Below are 25,561 nucleotides of genomic sequence, written 5' to 3' on the forward strand. Positions count from 1 at the left end.
CTGGCAGCTTATCGAGGTGCATTTGGCCGTTGCAGGGACCGAAAAACCGACACAAAAAAAATGGCGCCCCTGGGGGCGCCATTTTTTCGGACCTGAAACGTCGTTATTACTTACGTTTCATCGACAGGAAGAACTCGTCGTTGGTCTTGGTGGTTTTCAACTTGTCGATCAGGAACTCGATGGCTGCCACTTCGTCCATCGGGTGCAGCAGCTTGCGCAGGATCCACATGCGCTGCAGTTCGTCGTCGGCGGTCAGCAACTCTTCGCGGCGGGTGCCGGAGCGGTTGATGTTGATCGCCGGGAACACGCGTTTTTCCGCGATGCGACGGTCCAGGGGCAGTTCCATGTTGCCGGTACCCTTGAACTCTTCGTAGATCACTTCGTCCATCTTCGAACCGGTTTCAACCAGTGCGGTGGCGATAATGGTCAGCGAGCCGCCTTCTTCGATATTCCGCGCGGCGCCGAAGAAACGCTTCGGTTTCTCCAGGGCGTGGGCATCGACACCACCGGTGAGCACCTTGCCGGAGCTCGGGATCACGGTGTTGTAGGCACGGGCCAGACGGGTGATGGAGTCGAGCAGGATCACCACGTCCTTCTTGTGTTCGACCAGGCGCTTGGCCTTCTCGATCACCATTTCGGCAACCTGCACGTGGCGGGTCGGCGGCTCATCGAACGTCGAGGCAACCACTTCGCCGCGCACGGTGCGCTGCATTTCGGTGACTTCTTCCGGACGCTCATCGATCAGCAATACGATCAGGTGAACTTCAGGATTGTTACGTGCGATGTTCGCTGCAATGTTCTGCAGCATGATGGTCTTACCGGCTTTCGGCGGGGCGACGATCAGGCCACGCTGGCCTTTGCCGATGGGGGCGCACAGGTCGATCACGCGACCGGTCAGGTCTTCGGTGGAACCGTTACCGGCTTCCATCTTCATGCGCACGGTCGGGAACAGCGGCGTCAGGTTCTCGAAGAGAATCTTGTTTTTCGCGTTCTCGGGACGATCGAAGTTGATCGTGTCGACCTTGAGCAGGGCGAAGTAACGCTCGCCTTCCTTCGGTGGGCGGATCTTGCCAACGATGGTGTCACCGGTGCGCAAGTTGAAGCGACGGATCTGGCTCGGGGAGACATAGATGTCGTCTGGGCCGGCGAGATAGGAGGCGTCTGCAGAGCGGAGGAAGCCGAAGCCGTCCTGGAGAATCTCCAGCACGCCATCACCGGAGATTTCCTCGCCGCTTTTCGCGTGCTTTTTCAGCAGGGAGAAAATCACGTCCTGCTTGCGCGAACGGGCCATATTTTCTATGCCCATTTCTTCGGCCAGTTGGAGCAGGTCGGTAATCGGCTTTTGCTTGAGTTCAGTCAGATTCATATAGGAATGACGTAATCATTTATGGAGGGGGGGAAATTAAGCTTTTGGCTTAATGAGGCCGCGCCGCGGAGAAGGCGACAGGATCGCGTACTAATCGAAAAGGAATGCGTCGGCGACGGCTTGCAGGGGGCAGTGGAGAAACCAGTGCGGGGCCGAATGTACCACCTGAGTTTCGGAGCGTCTAGCCCTGTTTCACGAAAAAGCCCCGCTATTTGCGGGGCTTTTTGACGACGCTTAGATGTTGGCGTCGAGGAAAGCTTGCAGCTGGGACTTCGACAGCGCACCCACCTTGGTGGCCTCGACGTTGCCGTTCTTGAACAGCATCAGCGTAGGAATACCGCGCACGCCATGCTTGGCCGGGGTTTCCTGGTTGTCGTCGATGTTCAGCTTGGCAATGGTCAGCTTGCCTTCGTAGGTGGTTGCAATGTCGTCCAGGACCGGAGCGATCATTTTGCAAGGGCCGCACCATTCAGCCCAGTAGTCAACCAGCACCGGGCCAGCAGCCTTGAGTACTTCGGCCTCAAAGGTCGCGTCGGTGACGTGCTTGATAAGATCGTTGCTCATGGATGTCTCCGGATTGTAAGCAAAAAAACGTTGCCCATCATAGCCGCCCTTCCCCCGTTCAGGAAGCCGCCTCTGATTGAGTCTTCCTATGATGGCGCATGAGTTTGCGCATAGCCCGACTCAGGGCGTCACGGGAGTCACGAAGGCAATCCCCGTGCGCAACGCCGCGTTGCGTACGTGCTCCTGCATGGTTTTCTGCGCCGACGCACTGGCCCGCCGGGCCAGGGCGCGCAGGATTTTTCGATGTTCCTGCCAGGTTTCCATGGCCCGCTCCGGCCGGATGAACGGTAGTTTCTGGCTTTCCAGAAACACCTCGGCACTGGCACTCAGGATGCTCACCATCGCCTGGTTGCCGCTGGCCAGCAGGATGCGCTGGTGGAATTCGAAGTCCAGCCGTGCGGCCGCTTCGAAGTCGCCGGCCTTGAGCACCTTGCGCATGGCCTCGACGTTGTCTTCCAGGCTGTCCAGCTCATCGATCGTCAACGTGACCGCCGCCAAACCCGCCGCAAACCCTTCCAGCGCATAGCGCAACTGGAAGATATCGAGCGGCGTGGCCTGGGCTGCAAAAGGCCAGGCAAAGCCCGGCGCATCCTCCACCGCCTGCACGAACACACCTTTGCCCGGCTGCACACTGACCACACCCAAGGCGCTCAAGGACGACAGCGCCTCGCGCAGCGACGCCCGGCTGACGCCCAATTGCACCGCCAGGTCGCGCTGGGACGGCAGTGCATCGCCCGGCCTGAAGCCTTGCTCCTTGATCAGTTTGCGGATGGCCTGCAGGGCCGCTTCCGGTACGGCTTGGGCGATGGAATTCATAAAAAACTCAAGGTTTTTGTCAACAGAGCGGCTAGTTGTAAAGCTATTCAGGAGCCACGGCAAGCCACGCCCCAAAGGGGCTCGCGCAGTTTTACCGACGCTCGAAAAGGGTGCGAAAACCCGCACAACTGTTCAGACCAGTAAGACCACGGCATCTCAACAAACTCGCGCCTCGCAGACGATCCGCGCAGTACTGGCATGGGCTGTGCACTGAGCAAATCCAGAAAATTCCTTCGCCCTTCTCGGAGAGTTGCCATGACCAAGCGCTGCAGCGCCCTGCTCACTGCCCTGTTTGCCAGCCTGATGCTGAGCCAGGCACCCGCCCAGGCCAACGGTCTGGACGATATCGTCGCCCGTGGCACCCTCAAGGTCGCCGTGCCCCAGGACTTCCCGCCCTTCGGCTCGGTCGGCCCCGACATGAAGCCCCGTGGCCTGGACATCGACACCGCCAAACTGCTGGCCGACCAACTCAAGGTCAAGCTGGAGCTGACCCCGGTCAACAGCACCAACCGCATCCCGTTCCTCACCACCGGCAAGGTCGACCTGGTGATTTCCAGCCTGGGCAAGAACCCCGAGCGCGAAAAGGTCATCGACTTCTCCAAGGCCTACGCACCGTTCTACCTGGCCGTGTTCGGCCCGCCTGACGCCGCCATCAGCAGCACCGACGACCTCAAGGGCAAGACCATCAGCGTGACCCGTGGCGCCATCGAAGACATCGAGCTGACCGCCGTAGCGCCGAAGGAAGCCACCATCAAGCGCTTCGAAGACAACAACTCCACCATCGCTGCCTACCTGGCCGGCCAGGTCGACCTGATCGCCAGCGGCAACGTGGTCATGGTGGCGATCAGCGAACGCAGCCCGAAACGCGTGCCGGCGCTGAAAGTGAAGCTCAAGGACTCGCCGGTGTACGTGGGCGTGAACAAGAACGAGCCGGCACTTCTGGAGAAGGTCAACCAGATCCTGGTCGCGGCCAAGGCTGACGGCAGCCTGGAAAAGAACGCGATGCAGTGGCTCAAAGAGCCATTGCCTGCTGATCTCTGAAGCGGAGCTGATTGATGGCCTATCAATTCGACTTTGTGCCGGTGCTGGCCAATACCGATCTGCTGTTGCGCGGCGCGCTGTTCACCCTTGAGCTGACGGCCATCGGCGCAATCCTGGGCGTCACCCTGGGCACTGTCGGCGCCGTGGTGCGGGCGTGGAAGATCCAGCCCTTTGCCTGGTTTTTCGGGGTGTATGTCGAGTTGATCCGCAACACGCCGTTCCTGGTGCAGTTGTTCTTCATCTTCTTCGGCCTGCCCTCCCTGGGATTGAAAATCACCGAGTGGCAAGCAGCCGTACTGGCGATGGTGATCAACCTGGGGGCCTACTCCACGGAGATCATCCGCGCCGGCATCCAGGCCATCCCGCGCGGGCAACTGGAAGCCGCCGCCGCGCTGGCGATGACGCGTTTCGAAGCGTTTCGCCATGTGGTGCTGCTGCCGGCGCTGGGCAAGGTGTGGCCGGCCCTGAGCAGCCAGATCATCATCGTGATGCTCGGTTCGGCGGTGTGTTCGCAGATCGCCACCGAGGAGCTGAGTTTTGCCGCCAACTTTATCCAGTCGCGCAATTTCCGCGCGTTCGAAACCTATGCCCTGACCACCCTGGTGTACCTGTGCATGGCGTTGATGATTCGCCAGTTGCTCAACTGGATCGGCCGCCGCTTTGTGATGAGGAACAGCCGATGAGTGATTTTTCCTTCTGGGACATCGTGCGCAACCTACTTACGGGCCTGCAGTGGACGCTGTTGCTGTCGATCGTGGCGTTTATCGGCGGCGGCCTGATCGGCTTGCTGGTGATGACCCTGCGCATCAGCCGCAAGGCATTCGCGCGCAATGTTGCGCGCACTTATATCGAACTGTTCCAGGGCACCCCGTTGTTGATGCAGCTGTTCCTGGTTTTTTTCGGCATTGCCCTGCTCGGCGTGGATATTTCGCCCTGGCTGGCGGCCGCAATCGCCTTGACGCTGTTCACCAGCGCCTACCTCGCCGAAATCTGGCGCGGCTGCGTCGACTCCATCGCCCATGGCCAGTGGGAAGCATCGGCCAGCCTGGCGCTGAACCCGCTTGAACAACTGCGCTACGTGATCCTGCCACAAGCCCTGCGCATTGCCGTGGCGCCCACCGTTGGGTTCTCGGTGCAAGTGGTCAAAGGCACCGCCGTCACTTCAATCATCGGCTTTACCGAACTGACCAAGACCGGCGGCATGCTCGCCAACGCCACCTTCGAGCCCTTCATGGTCTACGGCCTGGTGGCCCTCGGTTACTTCCTGCTCTGCTACCCCTTGTCCCTCAGTGCGCGCTACCTGGAAAGGAGACTGCATGCCTCTGCTTAGAATTTCCGCCCTGCATAAGTATTACGGCGATCACCACGTCCTCAAGGGCATCGACCTGACCGTTGAAGAAGGCCAGGTCGTGGCGATCATCGGCCGCAGCGGCTCGGGCAAGTCCACCTTGCTGCGGACCCTCAATGGCCTGGAATCGATCAACGACGGCGTGATCGAGGTGGATGGCGAATACCTCGACGCCGCCCGCGCCGACCTGCGCAGCCTGCGGCAGAAAGTCGGCATGGTGTTCCAGCAGTTCAACCTGTTCCCGCACCTGACCGTGGGCGAAAATGTCATGCTCGCACCGCAAGTGGTGCAGAAAGTGCCTAAGGCCAAGGCAGCACAACTGGCCAGGCAAATGCTGGAACGCGTGGGGCTGGGCGAGAAATTCGACGCGTTCCCCGATCGCCTGTCCGGCGGCCAGCAGCAACGTGTTGCCATCGCCCGCGCCCTGGCCATGTCGCCCAAGGTACTGCTGTGCGATGAAATCACCTCGGCCCTGGACCCGGAGCTGGTCAATGAAGTACTCAGCGTGGTGCGCCAACTGGCCAAGGACGGCATGACCCTGATCATGGTCACCCACGAAATGCGCTTCGCCCGGGAAGTCGGTGACAAGCTGGTGTTCATGCACCAGGGCAAGGTGCATGAAGTCGGCGATCCGAAGGTGTTGTTTGCCAACCCGCAGACTGCTGAGTTGGCGAACTTCATCGGCACTACCGAAGCGCACGCCTGATCGATCAGCCGCCGGGTACCCATTCAAAACGACCGCTACCCTCCAGCAACGTTTTATCGCGGACTGGAGGGGTGGCGCTCGATAGATAGGTGTCGACCTGCACCTGCGCAGAAAAGACCCGCCCGCTGGCAGGTTGCCCAGCCTTCAGCACCACCAGCGCCTGGTCAGGCCGCAGTTGACCACTGCGCTCGGCTCGGTTGTGCATCGGCGCCAACTCTATCGCCTGTCCATCCAGCAGTGGCTGCAGCAGCGTCAGATCAAACCGTCCCTCCCGACCAAACCTGAAACCTTGGGCATCGGCAAAACGCAAGGCAATCACCGTAGCCTCTGAACACACCACGTTCAGACGCACCATGCGCTTACCCAGGAAAATCCCGCGAGGCTCGGGCGTTGTAACGGGGCGCAGAAGCCCGTAATCAATTTGTGGCTGGCTCACTGATAGCCGGCACTCAGAAGCCGAAGCCTCAAAAACCGTCAACAGGCTTACCACCACCGCAAGGGCCCCTGACACCAGGGCACCTTCAGTGGCAGACCGCATCGGTGTTTTCATACAGTTGGCCATCATCGTTTTTTTCCGACAGGTCGAGTTGCAGTGTGCAGGAGGTCGCGTTCGGCAATGACACGGTCAGGGCTTGTGGCGCGTCGATGTTGTTGAGGAAAATCAGGCCATCTCCGACAACCGTGGTCAGGAATGTCTTGTCTGCGGCCAGGACCGAAGCGCCTTTGGCCAACGGCTGGCCACTTTGATCGACGGCGCGCAACAGCACCCGCCGGACCTTCGCCACTTCAAAGTCGACCGTGCTGAACGAGCCTCGCCCAGCCTCCAGGGTCTTAATACCGTTCTTGATGTCAACCTGACGCGGCAGGGATTTGCCTTCCACCTCGACAAGACTGGCCTGATAGGCAGGCAAACCGGGTATCACCGCCATTCCCCATCGGTCAGTCCATACAGGCCCCTGGGGCGTGGTGATGCGCGCGCCCGAAATATCGCCGACTGACGCAACCCCAAACGTATCCTCGACCCTGTACGGTGAATAAGCCACAACCGCGCCTTGCAACTGCCCGCTATAGCTGATGTTGGTCGAGTCCCGGTTGATGCCCAGGCCCAGTTGGGCATAACGGGACGTCGTGTTGAGGGAACCGCCCAGCGCATGCCGTGCGGCCGCGCCCAGGTCGCTGTCGGCGCGAAGTTCATAATTGAGCGTGTCGTCGACGCGCTCATTGAAAGCCGCACCAATACTCGCGCGACTTCCTTGACGCCTGGCGGTGGAAGTAAGCGAACGATCACCTCCCAAGGGAGCACTGACCTGCAATCGAATACCGACCCCATCGTCGTCCTTGTTATTGCCGGAAGTGCCCACCTGCGAGTCCACGCTAACCCCGACATTGGCATACTTGAAATTCTTGTTCCAGGAGGCGTGGACATGCTGGGAAGTGCGGCTGTTGAAATTCGCAGCACGGGTGTATCCGACCGCAAACCCGCCCACCTCCGTGGACGCCGATAGAAAACGGCCCCTGGCCTCTCGTGAATGGCTGTTAATACCTTGCAAGTCGTAGTTGAGCAGGCCCGCCGTTCCCCCTCGGGCGAAATGGCCAGTACCGTGTTGCGGCTCACGTATCGCTTGGGCTGGAACGACGATCGACACTTCTTCGTTGCCCGGACGCAGGTTCAATACCGTGCTGGGCAACTCGGCAAGAAACATTACGCATCGGAGCAATTACGGTGCGAATTGAAATAACAACCCGGAGGACTAATACAAAACCGCGTAGGAATTAACCACCACCCCCCCCCCGCAAATAAAGGCCTCTAAAAATAAGGACTACGGCATCGGTTAACTTTGCAATACAACTGTCATGAATACTTCCTACAACCCGCATCGGCGATTTCCGCAGAGGCGCTGATTAGAAATCCTCTGGCGCTACGCGTTGGCGTCAGCGGTCGATCGTGGCACGATGGCAAGGTTATCGACCGAGACCCCCAAACCATGCCGCAATCCCAAGCCAAGAATCTGTCCCTGATCGCCGCCATCGACCTGGGCTCCAACAGCTTTCACATGGTCGTGGCCAAGGCCCAGAACGGCGAAATCCGCATCCTTGAGCGGCTCGGAGAGAAAGTGCAACTGGCTGCCGGGATCGACGATGAGCGCCAGCTCAATGAAGAGTCCATGCAACGCGGGCTCGATTGCCTCAAGCGGTTTGCCCAACTGATCAACGGCATGCCCCTGGGCGCCGTGCGAATCGTCGGCACCAACGCCCTGCGCGAAGCCCGTAACCGGGGCGAATTCATCCGTCGCGCCGAGGAGATCCTCGGTCACCCGGTGGAAGTCATTTCCGGCCGTGAAGAAGCACGCCTTATCTACCTCGGCGTGTCGCACACCCTGGCCGATACGCCTGGCAAGCGCCTGGTGGCGGACATCGGCGGCGGCAGTACCGAGTTCATCATCGGCCAGCGCTTCGAACCGCTGCTGCGTGAAAGCCTGCAGATGGGCTGTGTCAGCTATACCCAACGCTATTTCAAGGACGGCAAGATCACCCCGGCGCGCTACGCCCAGGCCTATACGGCAGCGCGTTTGGAGATAATGAGCATCGAGCACGCCCTGCACCGCCTGACCTGGGATGAAGCCATCGGCTCGTCCGGCACCATCCGTGCCATCGGCCTGGCGCTCAAGGCCGGCGGCCATGGCACCGGTGAAGTCAACGCCGAAGGCCTGGCCTGGCTCAAGCGCAAGCTGTTCAAGCTGGGGGATGCCGAGAAGATCGACTTCGACGGCATCAAGCCCGACCGTCGCACCATCTTCCCGGCCGGCCTGGCGATTCTCGAGGCGATCTTCGACGCCCTCGAACTGCAACGCATGGACCACTGTGACGGCGCCCTGCGCGAAGGCGTGCTGTATGACCTGCTGGGCCGCCATCATCATGAAGACGTACGAGAGCGCACGCTCACTTCGCTGATGGAGCGCTATCACGTCGATCAGGAGCAGGCAGCCCGCGTGGAGCGTAAAGCCCTGCATGCGTTCGATCAGGTCGCCGAAGACTGGGACCTGGAAGACGGCGTATGGCGCGAACTGCTCGGCTGGGCGGCCAAGGTGCATGAAGTGGGCCTGGATATCGCCCACTACCACTACCACAAGCACGGCGCCTACCTGATCGAGCACTCCGACCTGGCGGGTTTCTCCCGGGAAGACCAGCAGATGCTCGCCCTGCTGGTGCGCGGCCATCGTCGCAATATCCCCAAGGACAAGTTTGCCGAGTTCGGCGATGAAGGCATCAAGCTGATCCGCCTGTGCGTGCTGCTGCGCTTTGCGATCCTGTTCCACCACATTCGTGGCACCCAGCAGATGCCCCAGGTGACCCTGCGCGCCAACGGCGACAGCCTGGATGTCGTATTCCCCAAAGGCTGGCTGGATGAGAACCAGCTGACCCAGGCGGACTTCGCCCAGGAAGCGGAGTGGCTGACGCGGGTGGGGTTCAGCCTGAACCTGCGCTAACCCGATCTCATGAACACTGCAAAAACAAATGTGGGAGGGGGCTTGCCCCCGATTACGGTGTGTCAGTCGCGAATACTTTGACTGAACCACCGCAATCGGGAGCAAGCCCCCTCCCACATTTTCAGAGCGTGTTGTCTGTTAGTTCACCGACAGAATCGGGCTACCCAACTTCTCCAGCAACGTCGCCTGGGCACTGCGCGGGTTCTGGTTGCCGGTCGGTGTGTTACGCACGTAACGGCCATCCGACTGCAGGCTCCAGCTGTGGGTGTTATCGGTGAGGTAGCTTTCCAGCTCCTTCTTGACCCGCATGATCAGCTTCTTGCCCTCGACCGGGAAGCAGGTCTCCACACGCTTGTCGAGGTTGCGCTCCATCCAGTCGGCACTGGAGAGGAACATCTGCTCCTCGCCGCCGTTGAGGAAGTAGAACACCCGCGTGTGTTCCAGGAAGCGGCCGATGATCGAGCGCACATGGATGTTATGCGACACGCCGACAATGCCCGGACGCAGGCAGCACATGCCGCGCACCACCAGGTCGATACGCACGCCGGACTGGCTGGCCTTGTACAGCGCGCGGATGATCTTCGGATCGGTCAGCGAGTTGAACTTGGCGATGATGTGCGCCGGTTTGCCCTCGAGGGCGAACTGGGTCTCGCGGGCAATCATGTCGAGCATGCCCTTCTTCAGGGTGAACGGCGCGTGCAGCAGCTTCTTCATGCGCAATGTCTTGCCCATGCCGATCAATTGGCTGAACAACTTGCCGACGTCCTCACACAAGGCATCGTCGGAAGTCAGCAGGCTGTAGTCGGTATAGAGCTTGGCGTTGCCGGCGTGGTAGTTGCCGGTGCCCAGGTGGGCGTAACGCACGATCTCACCGGCTTCGCGGCGCAGGATCAGCATCATCTTGGCGTGGGTCTTGAAGCCAACCACGCCGTAGATCACTACCGCGCCGGCCGCTTGCAGGCGGCTGGCCAGTTGCAGGTTGGACTCTTCGTCAAAGCGTGCGCGCAACTCGATCACCGCAGTGACTTCCTTGCCGTTGCGCGCAGCGTCTACCAGCGCGTCGACGATTTCCGAGTTGGCACCGGAACGGTACAGGGTCTGGCGCACGGCCAATACGTGCGGGTCCTTGGCGGCCTGGCGCAGCAGATCGACCACCGGGGTGAAGGACTCGAACGGGTGCAGCAGCAGGATGTCCTGCTTGCTCACGACGCTGAAGATGTTCTCGCTGTTTTGCAGCAGTTTCGGGATCTGCGGCGTGAACGGCGTGTATTGCAGCTCCGGATGGCTGTCCAGGCCAGTGATGCTGAACAGGCGCGTGAGGTTCACCGGGCCATTGACCTGGTACAGCTCGGTCTCGCCCAGGTTGAACTGCTTGAGCAGGTAGTCCGACAGGTGTTTCGGGCAGGTGTCGGCCACTTCCAGGCGTACCGCATCCCCGTAGCGCCGCGAGAACAGCTCGCCGCGCAGGGCACGGGCCAAGTCTTCGACGTCTTCGGAATCCAGCGCCAGGTCGGCGTTACGGGTCAGGCGGAACTGGTAGCAGCCCTTGACCTTCATGCCTTGGAACAGGTCATCGGCGTGGGCATGGATCATCGACGACAGGAATACATAGTTGTCGCCAGCGCCCCCCACCTCTTCGGGTACCTTGATGATCCGTGGCAGCAAGCGCGGCGCCGGGATGATCGCCAGGCCCGAATCGCGACCGAAGGCGTCGATCCCTTCCAGCTCGACGATAAAGTTCAGGCTCTTGTTCACCAGCAGCGGGAACGGGTGCGTCGGGTCCAGGCCGATCGGGGTGATGATCGGCGCGATTTCGTCGCGGAAGTAGCGACGTACCCAGGTCTTGATCTTGGTGGTCCAGTGACGGCGACGGATGAAGCGAACCTGATGTTTTTCCAGCTCCGGCAGCAGGATGTCATTGAGGATCGCGTACTGGCGATCCACATGACCGTGCACCAGCTCGCTGATGCGCGCCAGCGCCTGGTGCGGCTGCAGGCCGTCCGCGCCAGCTTGTTCACGGGCGAAGGTGATCTGTTTCTTGAGGCCGGCGACGCGGATCTCGAAGAACTCATCCAGGTTGCTGGAGAAAATCAGCAGGAATTTCAGGCGTTCCAGCAACGGGTAGGACTCATCCAGTGCCTGTTCAAGCACGCGGATGTTGAATTGCAGTTGTGACAGCTCGCGATGGATGTACAGGCTGCTGTCATCCAGGTTGGTCACCACGGCGGCCACCGGGGCCGGGGCTGGCGCTTCGGCTACCACCACAGGCGCGGCCGGCTCGTGCTCCGGCGGGGTCTCGGTGACTTGTTCCACCACCGGGTGAGCGTCTTTTACGGCAACTTCTGAGAGTCCTTCGGTATTCATCGAATGTTCCTGTGAGGGCTATTGTTGCTCTCTAAGCAATTGGGCGGCGCGGGCGGCGAAATAGGTCAGGATGCCATCAGCCCCGGCACGTTTAAAGGCCGTCAAGGATTCAAGGATTACCCCTTCACTCAACCAGCCATTTTGGATTGCAGCCATGTGCATGGCGTATTCGCCACTGACCTGATACACAAAGGTCGGCACTTTGAATTCCTCTTTGACCCGGTAAAGGATGTCCAGGTACGGCATCCCCGGCTTGACCATCACCATGTCGGCGCCTTCGGCCAAATCGGCCGCCACTTCGTGCAAGGCTTCATGGCTGTTGGCCGGGTCCATCTGGTACGAAGCCTTGTTGGCCTTGCCCAGGTTCAGCGCCGAGCCCACCGCATCGCGAAACGGGCCGTAGTAGGCGCTGGCGTACTTGGCCGAGTAGGCCATGATCCGCACATTGACGTGGCCGGCCAGTTCCAGGGCTTCGCGAATCGCCTGGATGCGGCCGTCCATCATGTCCGACGGCGCAACCACCTGGGCGCCTGCTGCCGCATGGGACAAGGCCTGCTTGACCAGCGCATCGACGGTAATGTCGTTCTGAACATAGCCGTCTTTGTCAAGAATGCCATCCTGCCCGTGGGTAGTGAACGGGTCCAACGCCACGTCGGTGATCACCCCCAGCTCCGGGAACCGCTCGCGCAGGGCGCGGGTGGCGCGCTGGGCGATACCGTCCGGGTTCCAGGCTTCGGCAGCATCAAGGGACTTGAGTTCAGACGGCGTGACCGGAAACAACGCCAACGCCGGAATCCCCAGTTCGACCCAACCCGCCGCCTCTTCAAGCAGCAGATCAATGGTCAGACGCTCTACACCCGGCATCGACGCTACCGCTTCCCGGCGATTTTCACCGTCGAGCACAAACACCGGCAGGATCAGATCATCCGTGGTCAGTACGTTTTCACGAACCAGGCGGCGAGAAAAATCATCACGGCGATTACGGCGCAGGCGGGTAGCAGGGAACAGGCGGTTGGCAGGGGTAAAGCTCACGACAGACTCCTGAGCCCGGGTTCACGGGCGAGCGTTGCAGTTATAAGCGGGCATTATGACGAAGGTATGACAGTTGTGCTTAACGATGCGACCTGTAGTCGCATTCGTCGCCCAATGTAGGAATTGTTCACTTCGTGACACATCTCGATACTTTCATGAATGTTCACGAAGGCGTAGGCTGCGCGTTCATTTCGCCAGCACCCAGACCATGCTTCAACAATTTCTGCATGACTTCGGCTACTTTGCCCTCTTCCTAGGCACGTTCTTCGAAGGCGAAACCATCCTGGTTCTCGCAGGCTTCCTGGCGTTCCGTGGGTACATGGATATCAACCTGGTGGTGGTCGTTGCCTTCTTCGGCAGCTACGCCGGCGACCAGCTTTGGTATTACATGGGGCGCAAGCACGGCCGCAAACTGTTGGCGCGCAAGCCGCGCTGGCAATTGATGGGCGACAAGGCCCTGGAACATATCCGCAAGCACCCGGATATCTGGGTGCTGAGCTTCCGCTTTGTCTACGGCTTACGCACGGTAATGCCCGTTGCGATCGGCCTGTCAGGCTACCCGCCACTGCGCTACCTGATCCTCAACGGTATTGGTGCTGCAATCTGGGCGGCGGCCCTGGGTGCTGCGGCTTATCACTTCGGAGCGGTGCTGGAAGGCATGCTGGGCAGCGTCAAGAAATACGAGCTGTGGGTACTGGGCGCCTTGCTGCTGCTGGGCCTTGGCCTGTGGCTGCGCCGCCGCTTCAAGAACGCCCGTATCGCCCGCCAGGCCTGTGCCGATGCCAAGGCGCGGCTCGCCGCCACCGAGCCCGTCCCGGTAGAAGCGCCTAAGACACCAGTCGAGTAAGCCGGCCCCTGCAACAGTAGAGGCCAATCACGCTGAGCAGGCTGTAGCTCACCAGGCCCAGCCAGCCCAGGTTGCTGGCCGGCCACAGCCCGATCACCGGCGCCAGCCACACCAACGGCACATTCAGCGCCAGGCGTATCAGCTCTACCTTTAACGCCCTCGGGCGATTCTCCAGGGCCACCCCCAGGGTAAACAATCCAAGCGCCATCGCCCCCCAGCCGACAACCAGCGCTGCACTGGGCAGGCCCTCGCCGACATTCATCAAATAGCTGCCAAACCCCACATACGCCGCGAACTGCAGGGCAATGTAGACCTGTTGGCGCACGTCCAGCGGCACGTCGAATTTGCGGAACTGGCTCAAATCCGGCTTGGCCACGGGGTATTTGGCCTTCACGTCCGCCGGGCGCCAACCGGTGCGCATGAACCAGATGCGCAGCTTGTCCCACTTACTTTCGGTACGCCGCGCATCACGCCAAAGCTGTGCATAAAACTGCAGGTTGGCCCACAGCGGGTTCCAGCTGGCCAAGGGTGTGGTCACGCCGAAAATCACCGGCTCGTTGTCGTCTTCTTCCTGGAAGGTGCCGAACAGCCGGTCCCAAAGAATGAACACACCGCCGTAGTTGCGATCCATGTAGAGAGCGTTCTGTGCATGGTGGGCCCGATGATTGGATGGCGTGACGAAAAACCACTCGAACCAGCCAAGCTTGGGCACGTGCCGGGTATGCACCCAGAATTGATACAACAGGTTGAGGGACGCCACGCTGATAAACACCACCAGCGGCACGCCAAGCACGGCCAGGGGCAGGTAGAAGATCCAGCTCAGCAGGAAGCCGGTGCTGGTCTGGCGCAGGGCGGTGCTGAGGTTGTAGTCCTCGCTCTGGTGATGCACCGAGTGCGCAGCCCACAGGATATTGCGCTCGTGCCCCATCCGGTGCAGCCAGTAGTAGCAGAAGTCGTAGAACACAAAGGCGAATACCCAGGTCCAGACGCTATGGGTAGGCAGTTCGATCAACGCCAGGTGCTTGAGGGCGAACGCGTAGGTCAGCAGCCCCACCCCCTTGGTCAACAGCCCGGTGGTGGTGGACAGCACGCCGGTGCTGAGGCTGTTGATGGCGTCCGCCACCCGGTAGTTGCGCTGGCCACGCCAACGGTCGGCGAGCAGCTCCACCACAATCAAGGCAATGAAAAACGGTACCGCGTAAGGAACGAAGTCCATGGTCTGGTCCGGTCTATTTTTGTTACATCAAGATTAGGTGCAGCGGCGCGAGATCCCATTGGCAACAGGTGACAAATTAGTAGACATTTAACGCCAAGACTCCAGGAGAAATGCCCATGAGCAAAAAGATTGCAGTGATCCTTTCCGGCTGCGGCGTGTACGACGGCGCAGAGATCCATGAAAGCGTGATCACCCTGCTGCGCCTGGATCAGCGCGGTGCTCAGGTCCAGTGTTTTGCACCCGATATCGCCCAGTTGCACGTGATCAACCACCTGACCGGCGAGGAAATGCCCGAGTCGCGCAACGTGCTGGTGGAGTCGGCCCGCATTGCGCGGGGCGAGGTCAAGGATATTCGAGACGCCAACGCCGACGAGTTCGATGCGCTGATCGTACCCGGTGGGTTCGGTGCGGCGAAGAACTTGTCGAACTTTGCCGTCGAGGGCGCGGGTTGCAGCGTCAACCCGCAGGTGCTGGAACTGGCCGAAGCCTTTGCCGAAGCGGGCAAGCCGGTGGGGTTGATCTGCATCTCGCCGGCCCTGGCCGCGAAGATCTACGGCCCTGGCGTGACCTGCACCATCGGCAACGACACCGACACTGCCGCCGCCCTGGACAAGATGGGCGCCACCCACCAGGAATGCAGCGTGGAAGACATTGTCGAGGACACCGCACGCAAGTTGGTCAGTACGCCCGCCTATATGCTCGGCAAGAGCATCAGTGAAGTGGCCTCAGGCATCAACAAGCTGGTGGACCGGGTGCTGGAGCTGACCCACGAGAACGATTAATGGCGATGCCGGGCTCCCTCTCCAACGGATCAGGACTGGCGCATTAACCGCGTCAGTATCCTGTCGAGCGAGTTGGCAAACGCCTGCTTGTCCTTCTCCCCATGGGGCGGTGGTCCACCGCCCATCTGGCCCTGCTCACGCAGTTCGGTAAACAGGTTGCGCACCGCCAATCGTTCGCTCATGTTCGCCGGGCTGAACTCCTTGCCCCGAGGGTCGAGGGCGGTGACGCCCTTCTTCACCAGGCGGTCGGCCAGGGGCACATCGCTGCAGATCACCAGTTCGCCGGGCACTGCGTGCTCCACCAGATAGTCATCTGCTGCGTCCGGACCGCTGGGCACCACGATCAACTTCACGCACGAGAAGCTCGGCTTGATCTGGCTTTGGCCGGCTACCAGGACAACCTCGAACTGGCGCTTGAGGGCGAACTTCACCACCTGGTCCTTGGCGGCCCTGGGGCAGGCGTCCGCATCGATCCATACGCGCATGTTATGCCGCCACTCGCTGCTTTTCTGCCAACCGGCTGCGGCCGTAGAGCACCACAATGGCCAGGATCGCCACGGCCTGTGCGCTCAACGAGTACGCATCGGCGTGGATGCCCAGCCAGTCGAAGTCAAAGAACGCCACCGGCCGCGTGCCGAAGATGCCGGCTTCCTGCAACGCCTTGACGCCATGCCCGGCGAACACCACCGACAACGCGCACAGCAGCCCCGCATTGATGCCGAAAAACAGCGCCAGCGGCAGTTTCGCCGAACCGCGCAGGATCACCCAGGCCAGGCCCACCAGCAGCACCAACGCCGTGGCACCACCCGCCAGCACCGCGTTGTGCCCGGCCGGGCCCGCTTGCAGCCACAGGGTTTCGTAGAACAGGATCACTTCGAACAGCTCGCGGTAGACCGAGAAGAACGCCAATATCGCAAAACCGAAACGCCCACCGCCGCCCACCAGGCTGCTCTTGATGTAGTCCTGCCACGCAGCGGCATGGCGGCGGTCGTGCATCCACACGCCAAGCCACAGCACCATCACACTGGCGAACAGCGCCGTGCAGCCTTCGAGTAATTCGCGCTGGGCGCCGCTGACATCAATCACATACGCCGCCAACGCCCAGGTGGCCAAGCCGGCCAAGAGCGCCAGGCCCCAGCCGACGTTGACGCTGCGCACCGCCGATTGCTGGCCGGTGTTGCGCAGGAATGCCAGGATCGCCGCCAGCACCAGGATCGCTTCCAGGCCTTCACGCAGCAGGATCAGCAGACCGGAAATGTAGCTCAACGACCAGCTCAAGCCATCGCTGCCCAGCAAGCCTGCGGACTCGGTGAGCTTGCCCTTGGCCACGTCCAGGCGCTGCTGCACCTGCTCGATCGGCAGACCGTCCTGTAACGACTGCCGGTAAGCCATCAGGGCCTTCTCGGTGTCCTTACGCACGTTGGCATCGACGTTATCCAGTGAGCTTTCCACCAGCTCAAAGCCTTCCAGGTACGCCGCCACCGACAAATCATAGGCTTGCTCGTGGTCACCGCTACGGAACGCTGCGAGGCTCTTGTCCAGGGTGCTGGCGGTGTAATCGAGCAACTGCGCCGGGCCACGCTTGACCTGCGGCGGTTGCGCACGCTGGGCGCGGAAGGTTGCGGCAGCTGCCGGGCCGTTTGCGGCCAGCACTTCATTGGGCGTCTGGCGGGCCAGGTCGGCGAGGTTGAAGGGCTGCTCGCTTTTCGCCGCAGCCGGGTCGGCGGTGAAGCCGGCGATGTAGGTGGCCAGGTCCCAACGCTGGCGGTCGTCCAGTTGGTCAGCAAAGGACGGCATGTCAGTGCCTTCGACACCCAGGCCCAGGGTGTTGTAGATCGCGTAGAGGCTCAGGCGATCCAGGCGCGCAGCATCCGTCAAGTTGGCCGGAGGCGGCGTCATCCCCACGCCGGCCGGACCATCGCCGGCACCGGCAGTGCCGTGGCACACCGAACAGTGCTGGGCGTAGAGCGGTGCGCCGCGCGTCGGGTCGGGCGTGATGGCCGGGGCTTGGCTGACTTCATACGCGACTGCCAGCTTGGCGCCCAACTGGCGGGCCTGGCGAGCGACGGTCGCGCCGTCTGCATGGGCGGTGACAGCCGCCAGCAGTTCCTCGACCCCCTTCACCAGCTCCGCGCGCTCGGGCTTTTGCGGCAAATCCGCCACCAACCCCTGCAAGACCCCAAGAAACTCCACCTGCTCGCGGTATTCCGAATCATCCACCACCTTGCCCGCCTCTACCGTCGGTGGGTAGTCGGCGCCAATGTAGTCCAGCAGATGCAGGGCTTGTGGAGCGCCCTCGGCAGTCGCGGCCTGCAGGTTGAAGCTGCACGACATCAATGCCGGCAACAGCAGCCAGGCGAGAAAACGGAAGGGCGCAATCATGAATGAATCTCAAGTGGAAATACGAAGTAACACATTGTTAAGCGTTAAAGGGTTTGACTCAAGGCGTTAGTGATTTGTCGTTTGGGAGGACGGGCATTTGAGAGATGCGTTAGTGGCATCTTGGCCAGCTCAAACGAGGCAAAAAGCCATTGTTTTGCCAGTAACGATGCTTATAATGCCGCGCCCTGTTAGTGCGAAAGGGAATTTCATTCCTCGGTTTTATGAGGAATAACCATATTGGTTGACTACTTTCAGGGAAGAAGTGACATGGTTTTTCGCGCCTTACCTCCGCTCGCGCTCGCGGCAGTCACTTTGCTCAGCGGCTGTTCAATGTTCCGCAGCTACGACGCCGAGCTGCAAGCCACCAACCAGCAACTCGCCACCGGCAATGTCGACGCCGCCCTGACCCTGCTGGAAAAGAACAACACCGGCGAAGACAAAGACCTGCTGTATTTCTTCGAAAAGGGCGAGTTGCTGCGGGCCAAGGGCGACCTGACCGGCAGCCAGACCGCCTGGCGCAGTGCCGACCTGCAAGTCTACAAGTGGGAAGAGTCGGTCAAGTTCGACAGCGCAAAATACCTTTCCCAGTTCGGCAGCTTCCTGGCCAATGACAAGGTGCGTCGCTACGAAGGCTATGACTACGAAAAAGTCATGCTGACCACGCAGATGGCCCTGAACCTGCTGGCCTTGAACGACTTCGACGGCGCACGCACCGAAATCAAGAAGACCCACGAACGCGAAGCGGTGATCGCCGACCTGCGCGACAAGGAATACCTCAAGCGCGAAGACGAAGCCGAGCAACAGGGCGTGACCACCCAGATCAAGGACCTGCACGGCTACCCGGTGCAAGCCCTCGACGCGCCGGAGGTGGTCGGCCTGAAGAACAGCTACCAGAGTGCATTCAGCCATTACCTGGCCGGCTTCGTCTACGAAGCCCTGGGCGAAAAAGACCTGGCCGCTCCCGGTTATCGCAAGGCCGTCGAGCTGCGCCCTAACACGCCACTGCTGGAAAAAGCGCTGCTCGACCTGGACAAATCCAAGGTCGGCAGCGATGAAACCGACGTGCTGATCGTGGTGCAGAGCGGCCTCGCACCCGCCCGCGACTCGATCCGCCTGCCGCTGCCGATCCCGATCAATGGCAACCTGGTGATCACCCCGCTGTCGTTCCCGGTGATCAAGGCCGACACCTCCACAGCGACCTTTGCCCAGATCGGTGTCGACGGCCAGCAACAGAACCTCACGGCGCTCAACAGCACCACGGCCATGTCCCGCCGCGCCCTGCGTGACGACATGCCAGGCATCATCCTGCGCACCACCGTGCGTGCGGTAAGCCGTGGCGTGGCGCAGAACAACCTGAACAAGACCAACCCCATGGCAGGCCTGGTACTGGGTATCGCCTCGGCCGTGACCGAAGGCGCCGACACCCGCACCTGGCGCACCCTGCCGGACATGACCCAAGTCACGCGCCTGCGCCTCAAGCGTGGTGAACACCAGGTCAGCCTGCCCAACGCCCTGGGTGGCACGCTGGTAACGATCAAGGCCGACCAGCGCTACCAGGTGATCACCCTGCGCGTGGTCGGCAACCAAGTGTTCGCCGGTGGCCTCGCCGCCCATGTGCTGCCCGGCACGACAACCCAGGCCATCGCCCTCAAACAACCTTAAGGAGCACCCTATGCGTCACTTTATCCTCGGCGCACTGGCGCTGGTCCTGCTTGCCGGCTGCGCCACCCCGCCACCACCGGAACCTGGCAGCGCCGCGAGCAAGATCGTGGTGATGGGCAAGTTCAAGGGCATCGCGATCGGCGCCATTCGTGTGGCCCGCGAGAACGGCTTCCTCACCGCCAAGGTGCAACTGAGCAACATCACCAGCAGTAACCAGATGATGTATTACCGCTTCGCCTGGCTGGGCGCAGATGGTTTCCCGGTGGGCGATGAAGAGACCTGGAAAGTGCTGAACCTGTACGCCAACCAGGCGACCTTCCTGCCCGCCATTGCCAATGTGCCCCAGGCCGCGGACTTCCGCCTTGAAGTCAAAACCCCTTGAACCGTTCATTCTTTTTGCTGCCGAGAGATTTCCCCATGCTTGCACGCTTCTCGATTCTCGCCGTGGTTGCCGTCCTGGCCAGCGGCTGCGCGAATACCTCCCCGGTACTGGGGGGTAAAAACATCAGCTACGGCGACACCAAGGCGGTGGAACTGGTGACCAACGAGTTCGGCTCCACCGACCTGCAGATGATCGCCGAAAGCATGACCCGCTCCCTCGCCCAGTCCGGCATCCTGCAAGGCCGCCCGGTGGTGCAGGTGTATGACGTGAAGAACAAGACCAGCGAGTACATCGACACCCGTGAGATCACCACGTCGATCAAGACCCAGTTGATGAAGACGGGCACCGCACGCTTCGCCAGTGACAACACCGACATGCAGAGCCAGGTCGACCAACTCAAGCTGCAGAACCAGAGCGGCTTGTACAAGAAGTCCAGCGTCAGCAAGACCGGCAACATGGTCGCCGCCAAGTACCGCCTGGAAGGCTCCATCAGCTCCATCGTCAAGCGCAGCTCGGACTACAAGGATGTGTTCTACAAGTTCAGCCTGCAACTGATCGACGTCGAGAGCGGCCTGGCCGAATGGATGGACGAAAAAGAAATCCGCAAGACCACGGAGCGCTAGGCAATGCGTGCATGGATTGGTTTGATCGGCCTGTTGTGCGCCTTTGGCGCCTCGGCCGCCCCCAAGATCGCGGTGACCGACCTGGCCTACCAGGCGCAGGTCGAGGAGTACATCCACCAGGTTTCGGCCAGCAACAACTTCCAGGCAAGCAGCTACCACGCCAGCGGAGCGGCGAACTACAGCGAGTACGAGAGCCGTAGCAGCTACATCGAACAAACCGAGCTGCGCAAGTTCAGCGGTGATATCAAGGGCGAGATTCTCAAGTCCCGCCAGTTCCAGCTGGTGCAGGGCACGCCCTACACCGCCGATGCCAAGGGTGACGTCTATGACGTGATCAAGCGCATCAAGGCCGGTCACTTCAAGGGCGCGGACTATGTGCTGTTCGGTACGCTGTCAGACATCGACTTCACCCAGGACATCAACGCCCTGGACCACACCAACAGCTACTCGGCGGTGCTGGGCCTGACGCTGGTGGCGGATTTCAGCCTGATCAACACCCGCACCTACGAAATCACCTCGGCGTTTACCGCCATGGGCGAAGGCCAGGACACCAAGCTGGTGAGCAGCCGCGACATACGCGTAAGCCTGAACCGGCCGCGGGTGGTGAAGGAGGTGTCGAAGGCGCTGGGTGAGGACGTCGCCAGGCAGTTGGCGGAGCAGTTGGGCGGTGGGTATCAGGACCCGGGCCAGCCGGTGCCGCACAACCACCTGCCACGGGATGAAGCGCCGAAGATCTTGCACTGAACGGTAATCCTCAAGGCAACACAAAACCAATGTGGGAGGGGGCTCGCCCCCGATAGCAGGGTGTCAGTCAGCTTAGCTGTAGCTGAGACACCGCCATCGGGGCAAGCCCCCTCCCACACGTTCAAGTACCGAGGTTTACGCCGTTGCGCGATGCAAGCTGGCCAGGAAACCCGCTGCCCCCACGAACAACCCGGCAAACGTCCGGTTCACGCGTTTCTGCTGCTTGGGCGTGCGCAACAGGCGCAGGACTTTGGATGCCAACCCCGTATACCCCGCCATCACGATCATATCGACGCTGATCATCGTCGCACCGATGATCAGGTACTGCACCAGCAACGGCGCCTGGGGATTCACGAACTGCGGCAGCACCGCCAGCATGAACACCAGGGCCTTGGGGTTGCTGGCGTTGACCAGGAAACCACGGAACATCATCGCCATCGGCTTGCCGAGCGGGCGTATCGCCGCGTCATCGGCCATGTCCATGGGCAAGGCACGCCATTGCTTGACGGCCAGGTACACCAGGTACGCCACGCCAAACCATTTGATCGCATAGAACGCGGTCGACGACGCCGCCAGAATGGCACCCAAGCCGCCCGCTACCACGGCAATCTGCATGGCCAGGCCCAGTTGCAGGCCAATGGCGTTCCAGTAACCGCGCAGGAAGCCGTATTGCAGGCCGCTGGACATCGAAGCGATGGCGCCGGCGCCAGGGGAAAGGGAGATGATCCAACTGGCCAGGAAAAAGGCCAGCCACGTGTCGAGTGCCATAGCACACCTCGGGGAAGAGTCAGCGATTGTCGGGCCTTAAGCTAACTCCGCCGAGCAGAGGCTGGCTATAGATTTTTACAGGATGTAAACGCTAGCGGTCACCCGGGAACACATGGGTACCAGGCCAACGTCGCACCGAGCGTTGGAAGAACAGACTGTTAGGCACCTGTACGATGGCGCTGTCGGTGCCTGCGGCTTCCACTTCGATCAGTGTGGTGTAGAGCAAGTTGATTGCCACTACCCTGCCCTTCACGCCGGGCTTGTCGACGGTATCCACCAACTCGACGATGTCACCGAGGCGAAACGGTCCGACGGTAAAGATCAGGATCGCGCACAGCAGGTTGGACAACACCGACCACATGGCGAAGAACGCCACTGCCGCCACTGCGACAAACCCCGACAGCGCGGTCCACAACACCGTGGCGGACACACCCAGCCGGCCCAGCACAAAGATCAACGCACTGCCCATGATCAGCCAGCGCAATCCGCCACGCAGGGGCATCAGCAGTTGCGGTGGGAACGGGTAGCGCTCACCCAGGCGCGTCAGGCCCTTGGCGACAAACCGCTGGGCGAGGTAGCCGGCCAGCAGGATCAGCAGGATTTGCACGCCGATCCATACAGGCTCGATCCATTGCGCAGGCAACGGCAGTTGCAAGGCTTCCATCAAGACAGCGCCTCCAGCTCCGCTTGCAGGGTTTCCAGCAGTTCGAGGGCTTCCATCCAGGTTTCCTCCAATTGCCCTTCGCGCACCTTGAGCCTGGCCTGTTCGGCCAGCAGGTCGCGCAGCTCATCCTTGCGCGCAGCCTCGTACACGGCGCTGTCGCCCAGGCTGGCTTCGATCTTGGCCAGGCGCTCGTGGACCTTGCCCAACTCGGCCTCAAGCTTGTCGGCTTCGCGCTTGTGCGGCGCCAACTGCTGGCGCAGGGCGGCAGCGGCCTGGCGCTGGGCTTTCTTGTCGGTCTTGTCCGGGTTGACCGGGGTGTTGCTGACCGGCGCATTGCGCAGGCGGTAATCCGTGAGCCAGCGTGCGTAGTCGTCCAGGTCGCCGTCGAACTCTTCGACCTTGCCATCCGCTACCAGCAGGAAGTTGTCGGTGGTGCTCTTGAGCAAGTGGCGATCGTGAGACACCACCAGGACCGCACCGCTGAACTCCTGCAAGGCCATGGTCAGCGCCAGGCGCATTTCCAGGTCGAGGTGGTTGGTCGGTTCGTCGAGCAGCAGCAGGTTCGGGCGGTCCCAGGCGATCAACGCCAGGGCCAGGCGGGCTTTTTCGCCACCGGAGAAGTTCAGCACCGGCTCATCGATGCGCGCGCCACGGAAGTCAAAGCCACCGAGGAAGTCGCGCAGGGTTTGCTCGCGCTCGGTCGGCGCCAGGCGCTGCAGGTGCAGCAGCGGGCTGGCCTTGGCGTCGAGGGAGTCCAACTGATGCTGGGCGAAGTAGCCCACCACCAGGTTCTCGCCACGGGTCAAACGACCGGCCAGGGGTTGCAGCTCGCCCGACAGGTTCTTGATCAGCGTCGACTTGCCCGCGCCGTTCGGGCCGAGCAAACCGATGCGCGCACCTGGGGTGAGCTGCAGCTTGACCTTCTCCAGGATGGTTTTCTCGCCATACCCCAGGCGTGCATCCGAGAGGTCCAGCAACGGGCTGGAGATTTTCACCGATTCGCGGAACACAAAGTCGAACGGCGAATCGACGTGGGCCGCCGACAGTTCTTCCATGCGCTCCAGCGCCTTGATCCGGCTCTGGGCCTGGCGGGCCTTGGTGGCCTGGGCCTTGAACCGGGCGATGTAGCTTTCCATGTGCGCGCGCTGCGCCTGCTGCTTCTCGAACGCCTGCTGCTGCTGGGCCAGGCGCTCGGCACGCGCCCGTTCGAACGCGGTGTAGCCGCCACGGTAGAGGGTGATCTTCTTCTGTTCGACGTGGGCAATGTTGTCGACCACGGCGTCGAGGAAGTCCCGGTCGTGGGAAATCAGCAGCAAGGTGCCCTGATAGCTCTTGAGGAAGTCCTCCAGCCACAGGATCGCATCGAGGTCCAAGTGGTTGGTCGGTTCGTCGAGCAGCAGCAGGTCCGAGGGGCACATCAGCGCCTGGGCCAGATTAAGGCGCATGCGCCAGCCACCGGAGAAGTCGGCGACCGGCCGATCCATCTGTTCGTTGGTGAAGCCAAGGCCGGCGAGCATCTTGCGAGCGCGGGCGTCGGCGGTGTAGCCGTCGGCACTGTCGAGTTCCGCGTGCAGGCGGGCCTGGGCGGCGCCATCCTGGGCTTTCTCGGCCTCGGCCAGGTCGTGTTGCACCTGGCGCAGGCGCAGGTCGCCATCGAGCACGTAGTCGATCGCGATGCGGTCCAGGGTGTCGATCTCCTGGCGCATATGGGCGATGCGCCAGTCGGCCGGCAGCAAGCAGTCCCCGGAATCCGGGGTCAGCTCACCCAGCAACAGGGCGAACAACGTGGATTTGCCGGCGCCGTTGGCACCGATCAGGCCGGCTTTGTGACCGGCGTGCAGGGTCAGCTCGGCGTCTTCGAGAAGACGTTGCGGGCCACGCTGTAATGTTAGGCTTTGAAGTCGGATCATAATGGCGGCGGAGTCTACCAGCTTCGTTGGCCGCTGGCTTGGGTGTGAATATGAACGCTGACCTGTGGAGCTTTGCTCTCTCGACTTACGCCCGCCCGGGCGTCGAAGCCGCCTGCCTGCGCTTGCAGGAGCAAGGGGCCGACGTGTGCCTGTTGCTCTGCGGCGCATGGCTGGAACAGCGGGGCGTGGCACTTGAGCCGGAGCGTATGCGCACCCTGCAACAGCTGGCGCGACCGTGGCAGGCGCAGGTGATCGAACCCTTGCGGCAGTTGCGTGTGCAATGGCGTGCCATGGTGCAGCAGGATGAGCAACTGGCGGCGCTGCGCGAACGGGTCAAAGCCCTGGAACTGGATGCCGAACGGCAATTGCTGACGCGCCTGGAAGCGTTGACGCAGGCATGGCCGAAAGGGGAGATGACTCAACAGAGGTGGCTGGAAGGACTGGTGGCTGAGGATGCCGCCAACCTTGACCATGACGCGCTGCAGCAGCTGCGCGTCATGATCACCGGCACTTAGGAAGCGCTGGTTGGGGTGGTGCTTGGCGCTACCGGTGCAGGGGTGCTGCTGGCCGATGCGGTTGGAGCGGTGGTCGCTGCCGGGGTAGCAGCAGGTGCTGCTGGCTTGGCCGGTGCTGGTTTCGCAGCAGCAGGCTTTGCAACTGGCTTGGCGGCTGGCTTTGCAGCAGCAGGCTTTGCAGCTGGCTTGGCGGCCGGTTTTGCAGCAGTAGGTTTGGCGGCTGGTTTGGCGGCAGTGGTTTTAGCAGCGGTTTTAGCGGCTGGCTTTGCAGCAACGGTTTTAGCCGCTGGCTTGGCGGCTGGTTTCGCAGCAGCGGTTTTAGCAACTGGCTTCGCGGCTGG

General features: G+C 61.4%; 26 protein-coding genes. 12 read left to right on the forward strand and 14 right to left on the reverse strand.

The window, feature by feature from the left end; all coding sequences use genetic code 11:
• Positions 1 to 106: 106 nt before the first annotated feature.
• The 3 genes from rho to BM416_RS25170 all read right to left on the reverse strand — a co-directional run bounded on the left by rho (position 107) and on the right by BM416_RS25170 (position 2,746).
• Positions 107 to 1,366, reverse strand: a complete 1,260-nt coding sequence (gene rho / locus BM416_RS25160; RefSeq protein ID WP_003176825.1) for a transcription termination factor Rho — start codon at positions 1,364 to 1,366, stop codon at positions 107 to 109.
• 234 nt (positions 1,367 to 1,600) lie between these two features.
• Positions 1,601 to 1,930, reverse strand: coding sequence for a thioredoxin TrxA (gene trxA, locus BM416_RS25165; protein ID WP_015886460.1), 330 nt, complete (start codon positions 1,928 to 1,930; stop codon positions 1,601 to 1,603).
• Positions 1,931 to 2,050: 120 nt separating this feature from the next.
• Positions 2,051 to 2,746: a FadR/GntR family transcriptional regulator gene (locus tag BM416_RS25170; protein ID WP_092489837.1), complete on the reverse strand. Its 696-nt coding sequence runs from the start codon at positions 2,744 to 2,746 to the stop codon at positions 2,051 to 2,053.
• Positions 2,747 to 3,001: 255 nt separating this feature from the next.
• Between BM416_RS25170 and BM416_RS25175 the strand changes: the two genes are divergently transcribed.
• The 4 genes from BM416_RS25175 to BM416_RS25190 are packed head-to-tail and all read left to right on the forward strand — an operon-like array spanning position 3,002 to position 5,841.
• Entirely contained in the window at positions 3,002 to 3,787 is a 786-nt protein-coding gene (locus BM416_RS25175) for a transporter substrate-binding domain-containing protein (protein ID WP_027608360.1), read from the forward strand.
• 14 nt (positions 3,788 to 3,801) lie between these two features.
• Complete coding sequence (locus BM416_RS25180) at positions 3,802 to 4,470, forward strand: amino acid ABC transporter permease (RefSeq protein WP_092489838.1); 669 nt, start codon at positions 3,802 to 3,804, stop codon at positions 4,468 to 4,470.
• A complete protein-coding gene (locus BM416_RS25185) occupies positions 4,467 to 5,117 on the forward strand; it encodes an amino acid ABC transporter permease (protein WP_065938033.1) in 651 nt (216 codons plus the stop codon). The genes BM416_RS25180 and BM416_RS25185 overlap by 4 nt, the downstream gene beginning before the upstream one ends.
• Positions 5,104 to 5,841 carry an amino acid ABC transporter ATP-binding protein gene (locus BM416_RS25190; protein WP_027608358.1) on the forward strand — a complete coding sequence of 246 codons (738 nt, stop codon included), beginning with the start codon at positions 5,104 to 5,106 and terminating at the stop codon, positions 5,839 to 5,841. Before BM416_RS25185 ends, BM416_RS25190 begins: the two co-directional genes overlap by 14 nt.
• Positions 5,842 to 5,845: 4 nt before the next feature.
• Here BM416_RS25190 and BM416_RS25195 read toward each other — a convergent pair whose 3' ends face one another.
• On the reverse strand, positions 5,846 to 6,391 hold the full coding sequence (locus BM416_RS25195; RefSeq protein WP_139237777.1) for a DUF1120 domain-containing protein: 546 nt from the start codon (positions 6,389 to 6,391) through the stop codon (positions 5,846 to 5,848).
• Positions 6,363 to 7,544 (reverse strand): fimbria/pilus outer membrane usher protein, encoded by a 1,182-nt coding sequence (locus BM416_RS25200; RefSeq protein WP_092489840.1) that lies wholly within the window; start codon positions 7,542 to 7,544, stop codon positions 6,363 to 6,365. The genes BM416_RS25195 and BM416_RS25200 overlap by 29 nt, the downstream gene beginning before the upstream one ends.
• Before the next feature lie 282 nt (positions 7,545 to 7,826).
• Here BM416_RS25200 and ppx point away from each other — a divergent pair, with 282 nt between their 5' ends.
• The gene (gene ppx / locus BM416_RS25205) at positions 7,827 to 9,329 is read left to right on the forward strand and encodes an exopolyphosphatase (protein ID WP_027608352.1); all 1,503 of its coding nucleotides are present in this window, start codon (positions 7,827 to 7,829) and stop codon (positions 9,327 to 9,329) included.
• A 138-nt stretch (positions 9,330 to 9,467) separates the two neighbouring features.
• On the opposite strand, the gene ppk1 is transcribed toward ppx, so the two are convergent.
• Both ppk1 and hemB read right to left on the reverse strand, forming a co-directional pair.
• Entirely contained in the window at positions 9,468 to 11,693 is a 2,226-nt protein-coding gene (ppk1, locus tag BM416_RS25210; protein ID WP_027608351.1) for a polyphosphate kinase 1, read from the reverse strand.
• An 18-nt stretch (positions 11,694 to 11,711) separates the two neighbouring features.
• On the reverse strand, positions 11,712 to 12,725 hold the full coding sequence (gene hemB, locus BM416_RS25215) for a porphobilinogen synthase (protein ID WP_092489841.1): 1,014 nt from the start codon (positions 12,723 to 12,725) through the stop codon (positions 11,712 to 11,714).
• A gap of 208 nt (positions 12,726 to 12,933) precedes the next feature.
• On the opposite strand from hemB, the gene BM416_RS25220 reads away from it, so the two are divergent.
• Entirely contained in the window at positions 12,934 to 13,572 is a 639-nt protein-coding gene (locus BM416_RS25220) for a DedA family protein (protein ID WP_092489842.1), read from the forward strand.
• Here BM416_RS25220 and BM416_RS25225 read toward each other — a convergent pair.
• The gene (locus BM416_RS25225) at positions 13,553 to 14,788 is read right to left on the reverse strand and encodes a sterol desaturase family protein (protein ID WP_092489843.1); all 1,236 of its coding nucleotides are present in this window, start codon (positions 14,786 to 14,788) and stop codon (positions 13,553 to 13,555) included. The two genes, BM416_RS25220 and BM416_RS25225, sit on opposite strands and share 20 nt — an antisense overlap.
• Positions 14,789 to 14,904: 116 nt before the next feature.
• Here BM416_RS25225 and elbB point away from each other — a divergent pair, with 116 nt between their 5' ends.
• The gene (gene elbB, locus BM416_RS25230; RefSeq protein WP_027608347.1) at positions 14,905 to 15,570 is read left to right on the forward strand and encodes an isoprenoid biosynthesis glyoxalase ElbB; all 666 of its coding nucleotides are present in this window, start codon (positions 14,905 to 14,907) and stop codon (positions 15,568 to 15,570) included.
• 29 nt (positions 15,571 to 15,599) lie between these two features.
• On the opposite strand, the gene BM416_RS25235 is transcribed toward elbB, so the two are convergent.
• Both BM416_RS25235 and BM416_RS25240 read right to left on the reverse strand, forming a co-directional pair.
• The gene (locus BM416_RS25235; protein WP_092489844.1) at positions 15,600 to 16,055 is read right to left on the reverse strand and encodes a YaiI/YqxD family protein; all 456 of its coding nucleotides are present in this window, start codon (positions 16,053 to 16,055) and stop codon (positions 15,600 to 15,602) included.
• 1 nt (position 16,056) lies between these two features.
• The gene (locus BM416_RS25240) at positions 16,057 to 17,952 is read right to left on the reverse strand and encodes an FTR1 family protein (RefSeq protein ID WP_092489845.1); all 1,896 of its coding nucleotides are present in this window, start codon (positions 17,950 to 17,952) and stop codon (positions 16,057 to 16,059) included.
• Between the two features lie 267 nt (positions 17,953 to 18,219).
• Between BM416_RS25240 and BM416_RS25245 the strand changes: the two genes are divergently transcribed.
• The 4 genes from BM416_RS25245 to BM416_RS25260 are packed head-to-tail and all read left to right on the forward strand — an operon-like array spanning position 18,220 to position 21,363.
• A complete protein-coding gene (locus BM416_RS25245) occupies positions 18,220 to 19,614 on the forward strand; it encodes a COG3014 family protein (protein ID WP_065926668.1) in 1,395 nt (464 codons plus the stop codon).
• 10 nt (positions 19,615 to 19,624) lie between these two features.
• On the forward strand, positions 19,625 to 19,996 hold the full coding sequence (locus BM416_RS25250; RefSeq protein WP_092489846.1) for a YcfL family putative periplasmic lipoprotein: 372 nt from the start codon (positions 19,625 to 19,627) through the stop codon (positions 19,994 to 19,996).
• Between the two features lie 35 nt (positions 19,997 to 20,031).
• Positions 20,032 to 20,619 carry a penicillin-binding protein activator LpoB gene (lpoB, locus tag BM416_RS25255; protein WP_027608342.1) on the forward strand — a complete coding sequence of 196 codons (588 nt, stop codon included), beginning with the start codon at positions 20,032 to 20,034 and terminating at the stop codon, positions 20,617 to 20,619.
• A 3-nt stretch (positions 20,620 to 20,622) separates the two neighbouring features.
• The gene (locus BM416_RS25260) at positions 20,623 to 21,363 is read left to right on the forward strand and encodes a penicillin-binding protein activator LpoB (protein ID WP_092489847.1); all 741 of its coding nucleotides are present in this window, start codon (positions 20,623 to 20,625) and stop codon (positions 21,361 to 21,363) included.
• A 135-nt stretch (positions 21,364 to 21,498) separates the two neighbouring features.
• Here BM416_RS25260 and BM416_RS25265 read toward each other — a convergent pair whose 3' ends face one another.
• The 3 genes from BM416_RS25265 to BM416_RS25275 form a co-directional block, all read right to left on the reverse strand.
• Complete coding sequence (locus tag BM416_RS25265) at positions 21,499 to 22,131, reverse strand: LysE family transporter (RefSeq protein WP_027608340.1); 633 nt, start codon at positions 22,129 to 22,131, stop codon at positions 21,499 to 21,501.
• 91 nt (positions 22,132 to 22,222) lie between these two features.
• The gene (locus tag BM416_RS25270) at positions 22,223 to 22,795 is read right to left on the reverse strand and encodes a mechanosensitive ion channel family protein (protein ID WP_003176850.1); all 573 of its coding nucleotides are present in this window, start codon (positions 22,793 to 22,795) and stop codon (positions 22,223 to 22,225) included.
• Positions 22,795 to 24,705 (reverse strand): ATP-binding cassette domain-containing protein, encoded by a 1,911-nt coding sequence (locus tag BM416_RS25275; RefSeq protein WP_065926670.1) that lies wholly within the window; start codon positions 24,703 to 24,705, stop codon positions 22,795 to 22,797. The genes BM416_RS25270 and BM416_RS25275 overlap by 1 nt, the downstream gene beginning before the upstream one ends.
• 50 nt (positions 24,706 to 24,755) lie before the next feature.
• Between BM416_RS25275 and BM416_RS25280 the strand changes: the two genes are divergently transcribed.
• Positions 24,756 to 25,220 (forward strand): TIGR02444 family protein, encoded by a 465-nt coding sequence (locus BM416_RS25280; RefSeq protein WP_092489848.1) that lies wholly within the window; start codon positions 24,756 to 24,758, stop codon positions 25,218 to 25,220.
• Here the strand turns inward: BM416_RS25280 and BM416_RS30640 are convergent.
• A partial coding sequence (locus BM416_RS30640; RefSeq protein ID WP_175539099.1) for a hypothetical protein occupies positions 25,217 to 25,561 on the reverse strand: 345 nt, incomplete at its 5' end. The genes BM416_RS25280 and BM416_RS30640 overlap by 4 nt on opposite strands.

Origin of the sequence: Pseudomonas sp. NFACC42-2 (assembly GCF_900116055.1) — a bacterium.
GTDB lineage: Bacteria > Pseudomonadota > Gammaproteobacteria > Pseudomonadales > Pseudomonadaceae > Aquipseudomonas > Aquipseudomonas marginalis.

Coding starts and splice junctions, on each gene's coding strand:
- rho (WP_003176825.1), bottom strand. CDS start 1,366: ATGAATCTGACTGAACTCAAGCAAAAGCCGATTACCGACCTGCTCCAA.
- trxA (WP_015886460.1), bottom strand. CDS start 1,930: ATGAGCAACGATCTTATCAAGCACGTCACCGACGCGACCTTTGAGGCC.
- BM416_RS25170 (WP_092489837.1), bottom strand. CDS start 2,746: ATGAATTCCATCGCCCAAGCCGTACCGGAAGCGGCCCTGCAGGCCATC.
- BM416_RS25175 (WP_027608360.1), top strand. CDS start 3,002: ATGACCAAGCGCTGCAGCGCCCTGCTCACTGCCCTGTTTGCCAGCCTG.
- BM416_RS25180 (WP_092489838.1), top strand. CDS start 3,802: ATGGCCTATCAATTCGACTTTGTGCCGGTGCTGGCCAATACCGATCTG.
- BM416_RS25185 (WP_065938033.1), top strand. CDS start 4,467: ATGAGTGATTTTTCCTTCTGGGACATCGTGCGCAACCTACTTACGGGC.
- BM416_RS25190 (WP_027608358.1), top strand. CDS start 5,104: ATGCCTCTGCTTAGAATTTCCGCCCTGCATAAGTATTACGGCGATCAC.
- BM416_RS25195 (WP_139237777.1), bottom strand. CDS start 6,391: ATGAAAACACCGATGCGGTCTGCCACTGAAGGTGCCCTGGTGTCAGGG.
- BM416_RS25200 (WP_092489840.1), bottom strand. CDS start 7,544: ATGTTTCTTGCCGAGTTGCCCAGCACGGTATTGAACCTGCGTCCGGGC.
- ppx (WP_027608352.1), top strand. CDS start 7,827: ATGCCGCAATCCCAAGCCAAGAATCTGTCCCTGATCGCCGCCATCGAC.
- ppk1 (WP_027608351.1), bottom strand. CDS start 11,693: ATGAATACCGAAGGACTCTCAGAAGTTGCCGTAAAAGACGCTCACCCG.
- BM416_RS25220 (WP_092489842.1), top strand. CDS start 12,934: ATGCTTCAACAATTTCTGCATGACTTCGGCTACTTTGCCCTCTTCCTA.
- BM416_RS25225 (WP_092489843.1), bottom strand. CDS start 14,788: ATGGACTTCGTTCCTTACGCGGTACCGTTTTTCATTGCCTTGATTGTG.
- elbB (WP_027608347.1), top strand. CDS start 14,905: ATGAGCAAAAAGATTGCAGTGATCCTTTCCGGCTGCGGCGTGTACGAC.
- BM416_RS25235 (WP_092489844.1), bottom strand. CDS start 16,055: ATGCGCGTATGGATCGATGCGGACGCCTGCCCCAGGGCCGCCAAGGAC.
- BM416_RS25240 (WP_092489845.1), bottom strand. CDS start 17,952: ATGATTGCGCCCTTCCGTTTTCTCGCCTGGCTGCTGTTGCCGGCATTG.
- BM416_RS25245 (WP_065926668.1), top strand. CDS start 18,220: ATGGTTTTTCGCGCCTTACCTCCGCTCGCGCTCGCGGCAGTCACTTTG.
- BM416_RS25250 (WP_092489846.1), top strand. CDS start 19,625: ATGCGTCACTTTATCCTCGGCGCACTGGCGCTGGTCCTGCTTGCCGGC.
- lpoB (WP_027608342.1), top strand. CDS start 20,032: ATGCTTGCACGCTTCTCGATTCTCGCCGTGGTTGCCGTCCTGGCCAGC.
- BM416_RS25260 (WP_092489847.1), top strand. CDS start 20,623: ATGCGTGCATGGATTGGTTTGATCGGCCTGTTGTGCGCCTTTGGCGCC.
- BM416_RS25265 (WP_027608340.1), bottom strand. CDS start 22,131: ATGGCACTCGACACGTGGCTGGCCTTTTTCCTGGCCAGTTGGATCATC.
- BM416_RS25270 (WP_003176850.1), bottom strand. CDS start 22,795: ATGGAAGCCTTGCAACTGCCGTTGCCTGCGCAATGGATCGAGCCTGTA.
- BM416_RS25275 (WP_065926670.1), bottom strand. CDS start 24,705: ATGATCCGACTTCAAAGCCTAACATTACAGCGTGGCCCGCAACGTCTT.
- BM416_RS25280 (WP_092489848.1), top strand. CDS start 24,756: ATGAACGCTGACCTGTGGAGCTTTGCTCTCTCGACTTACGCCCGCCCG.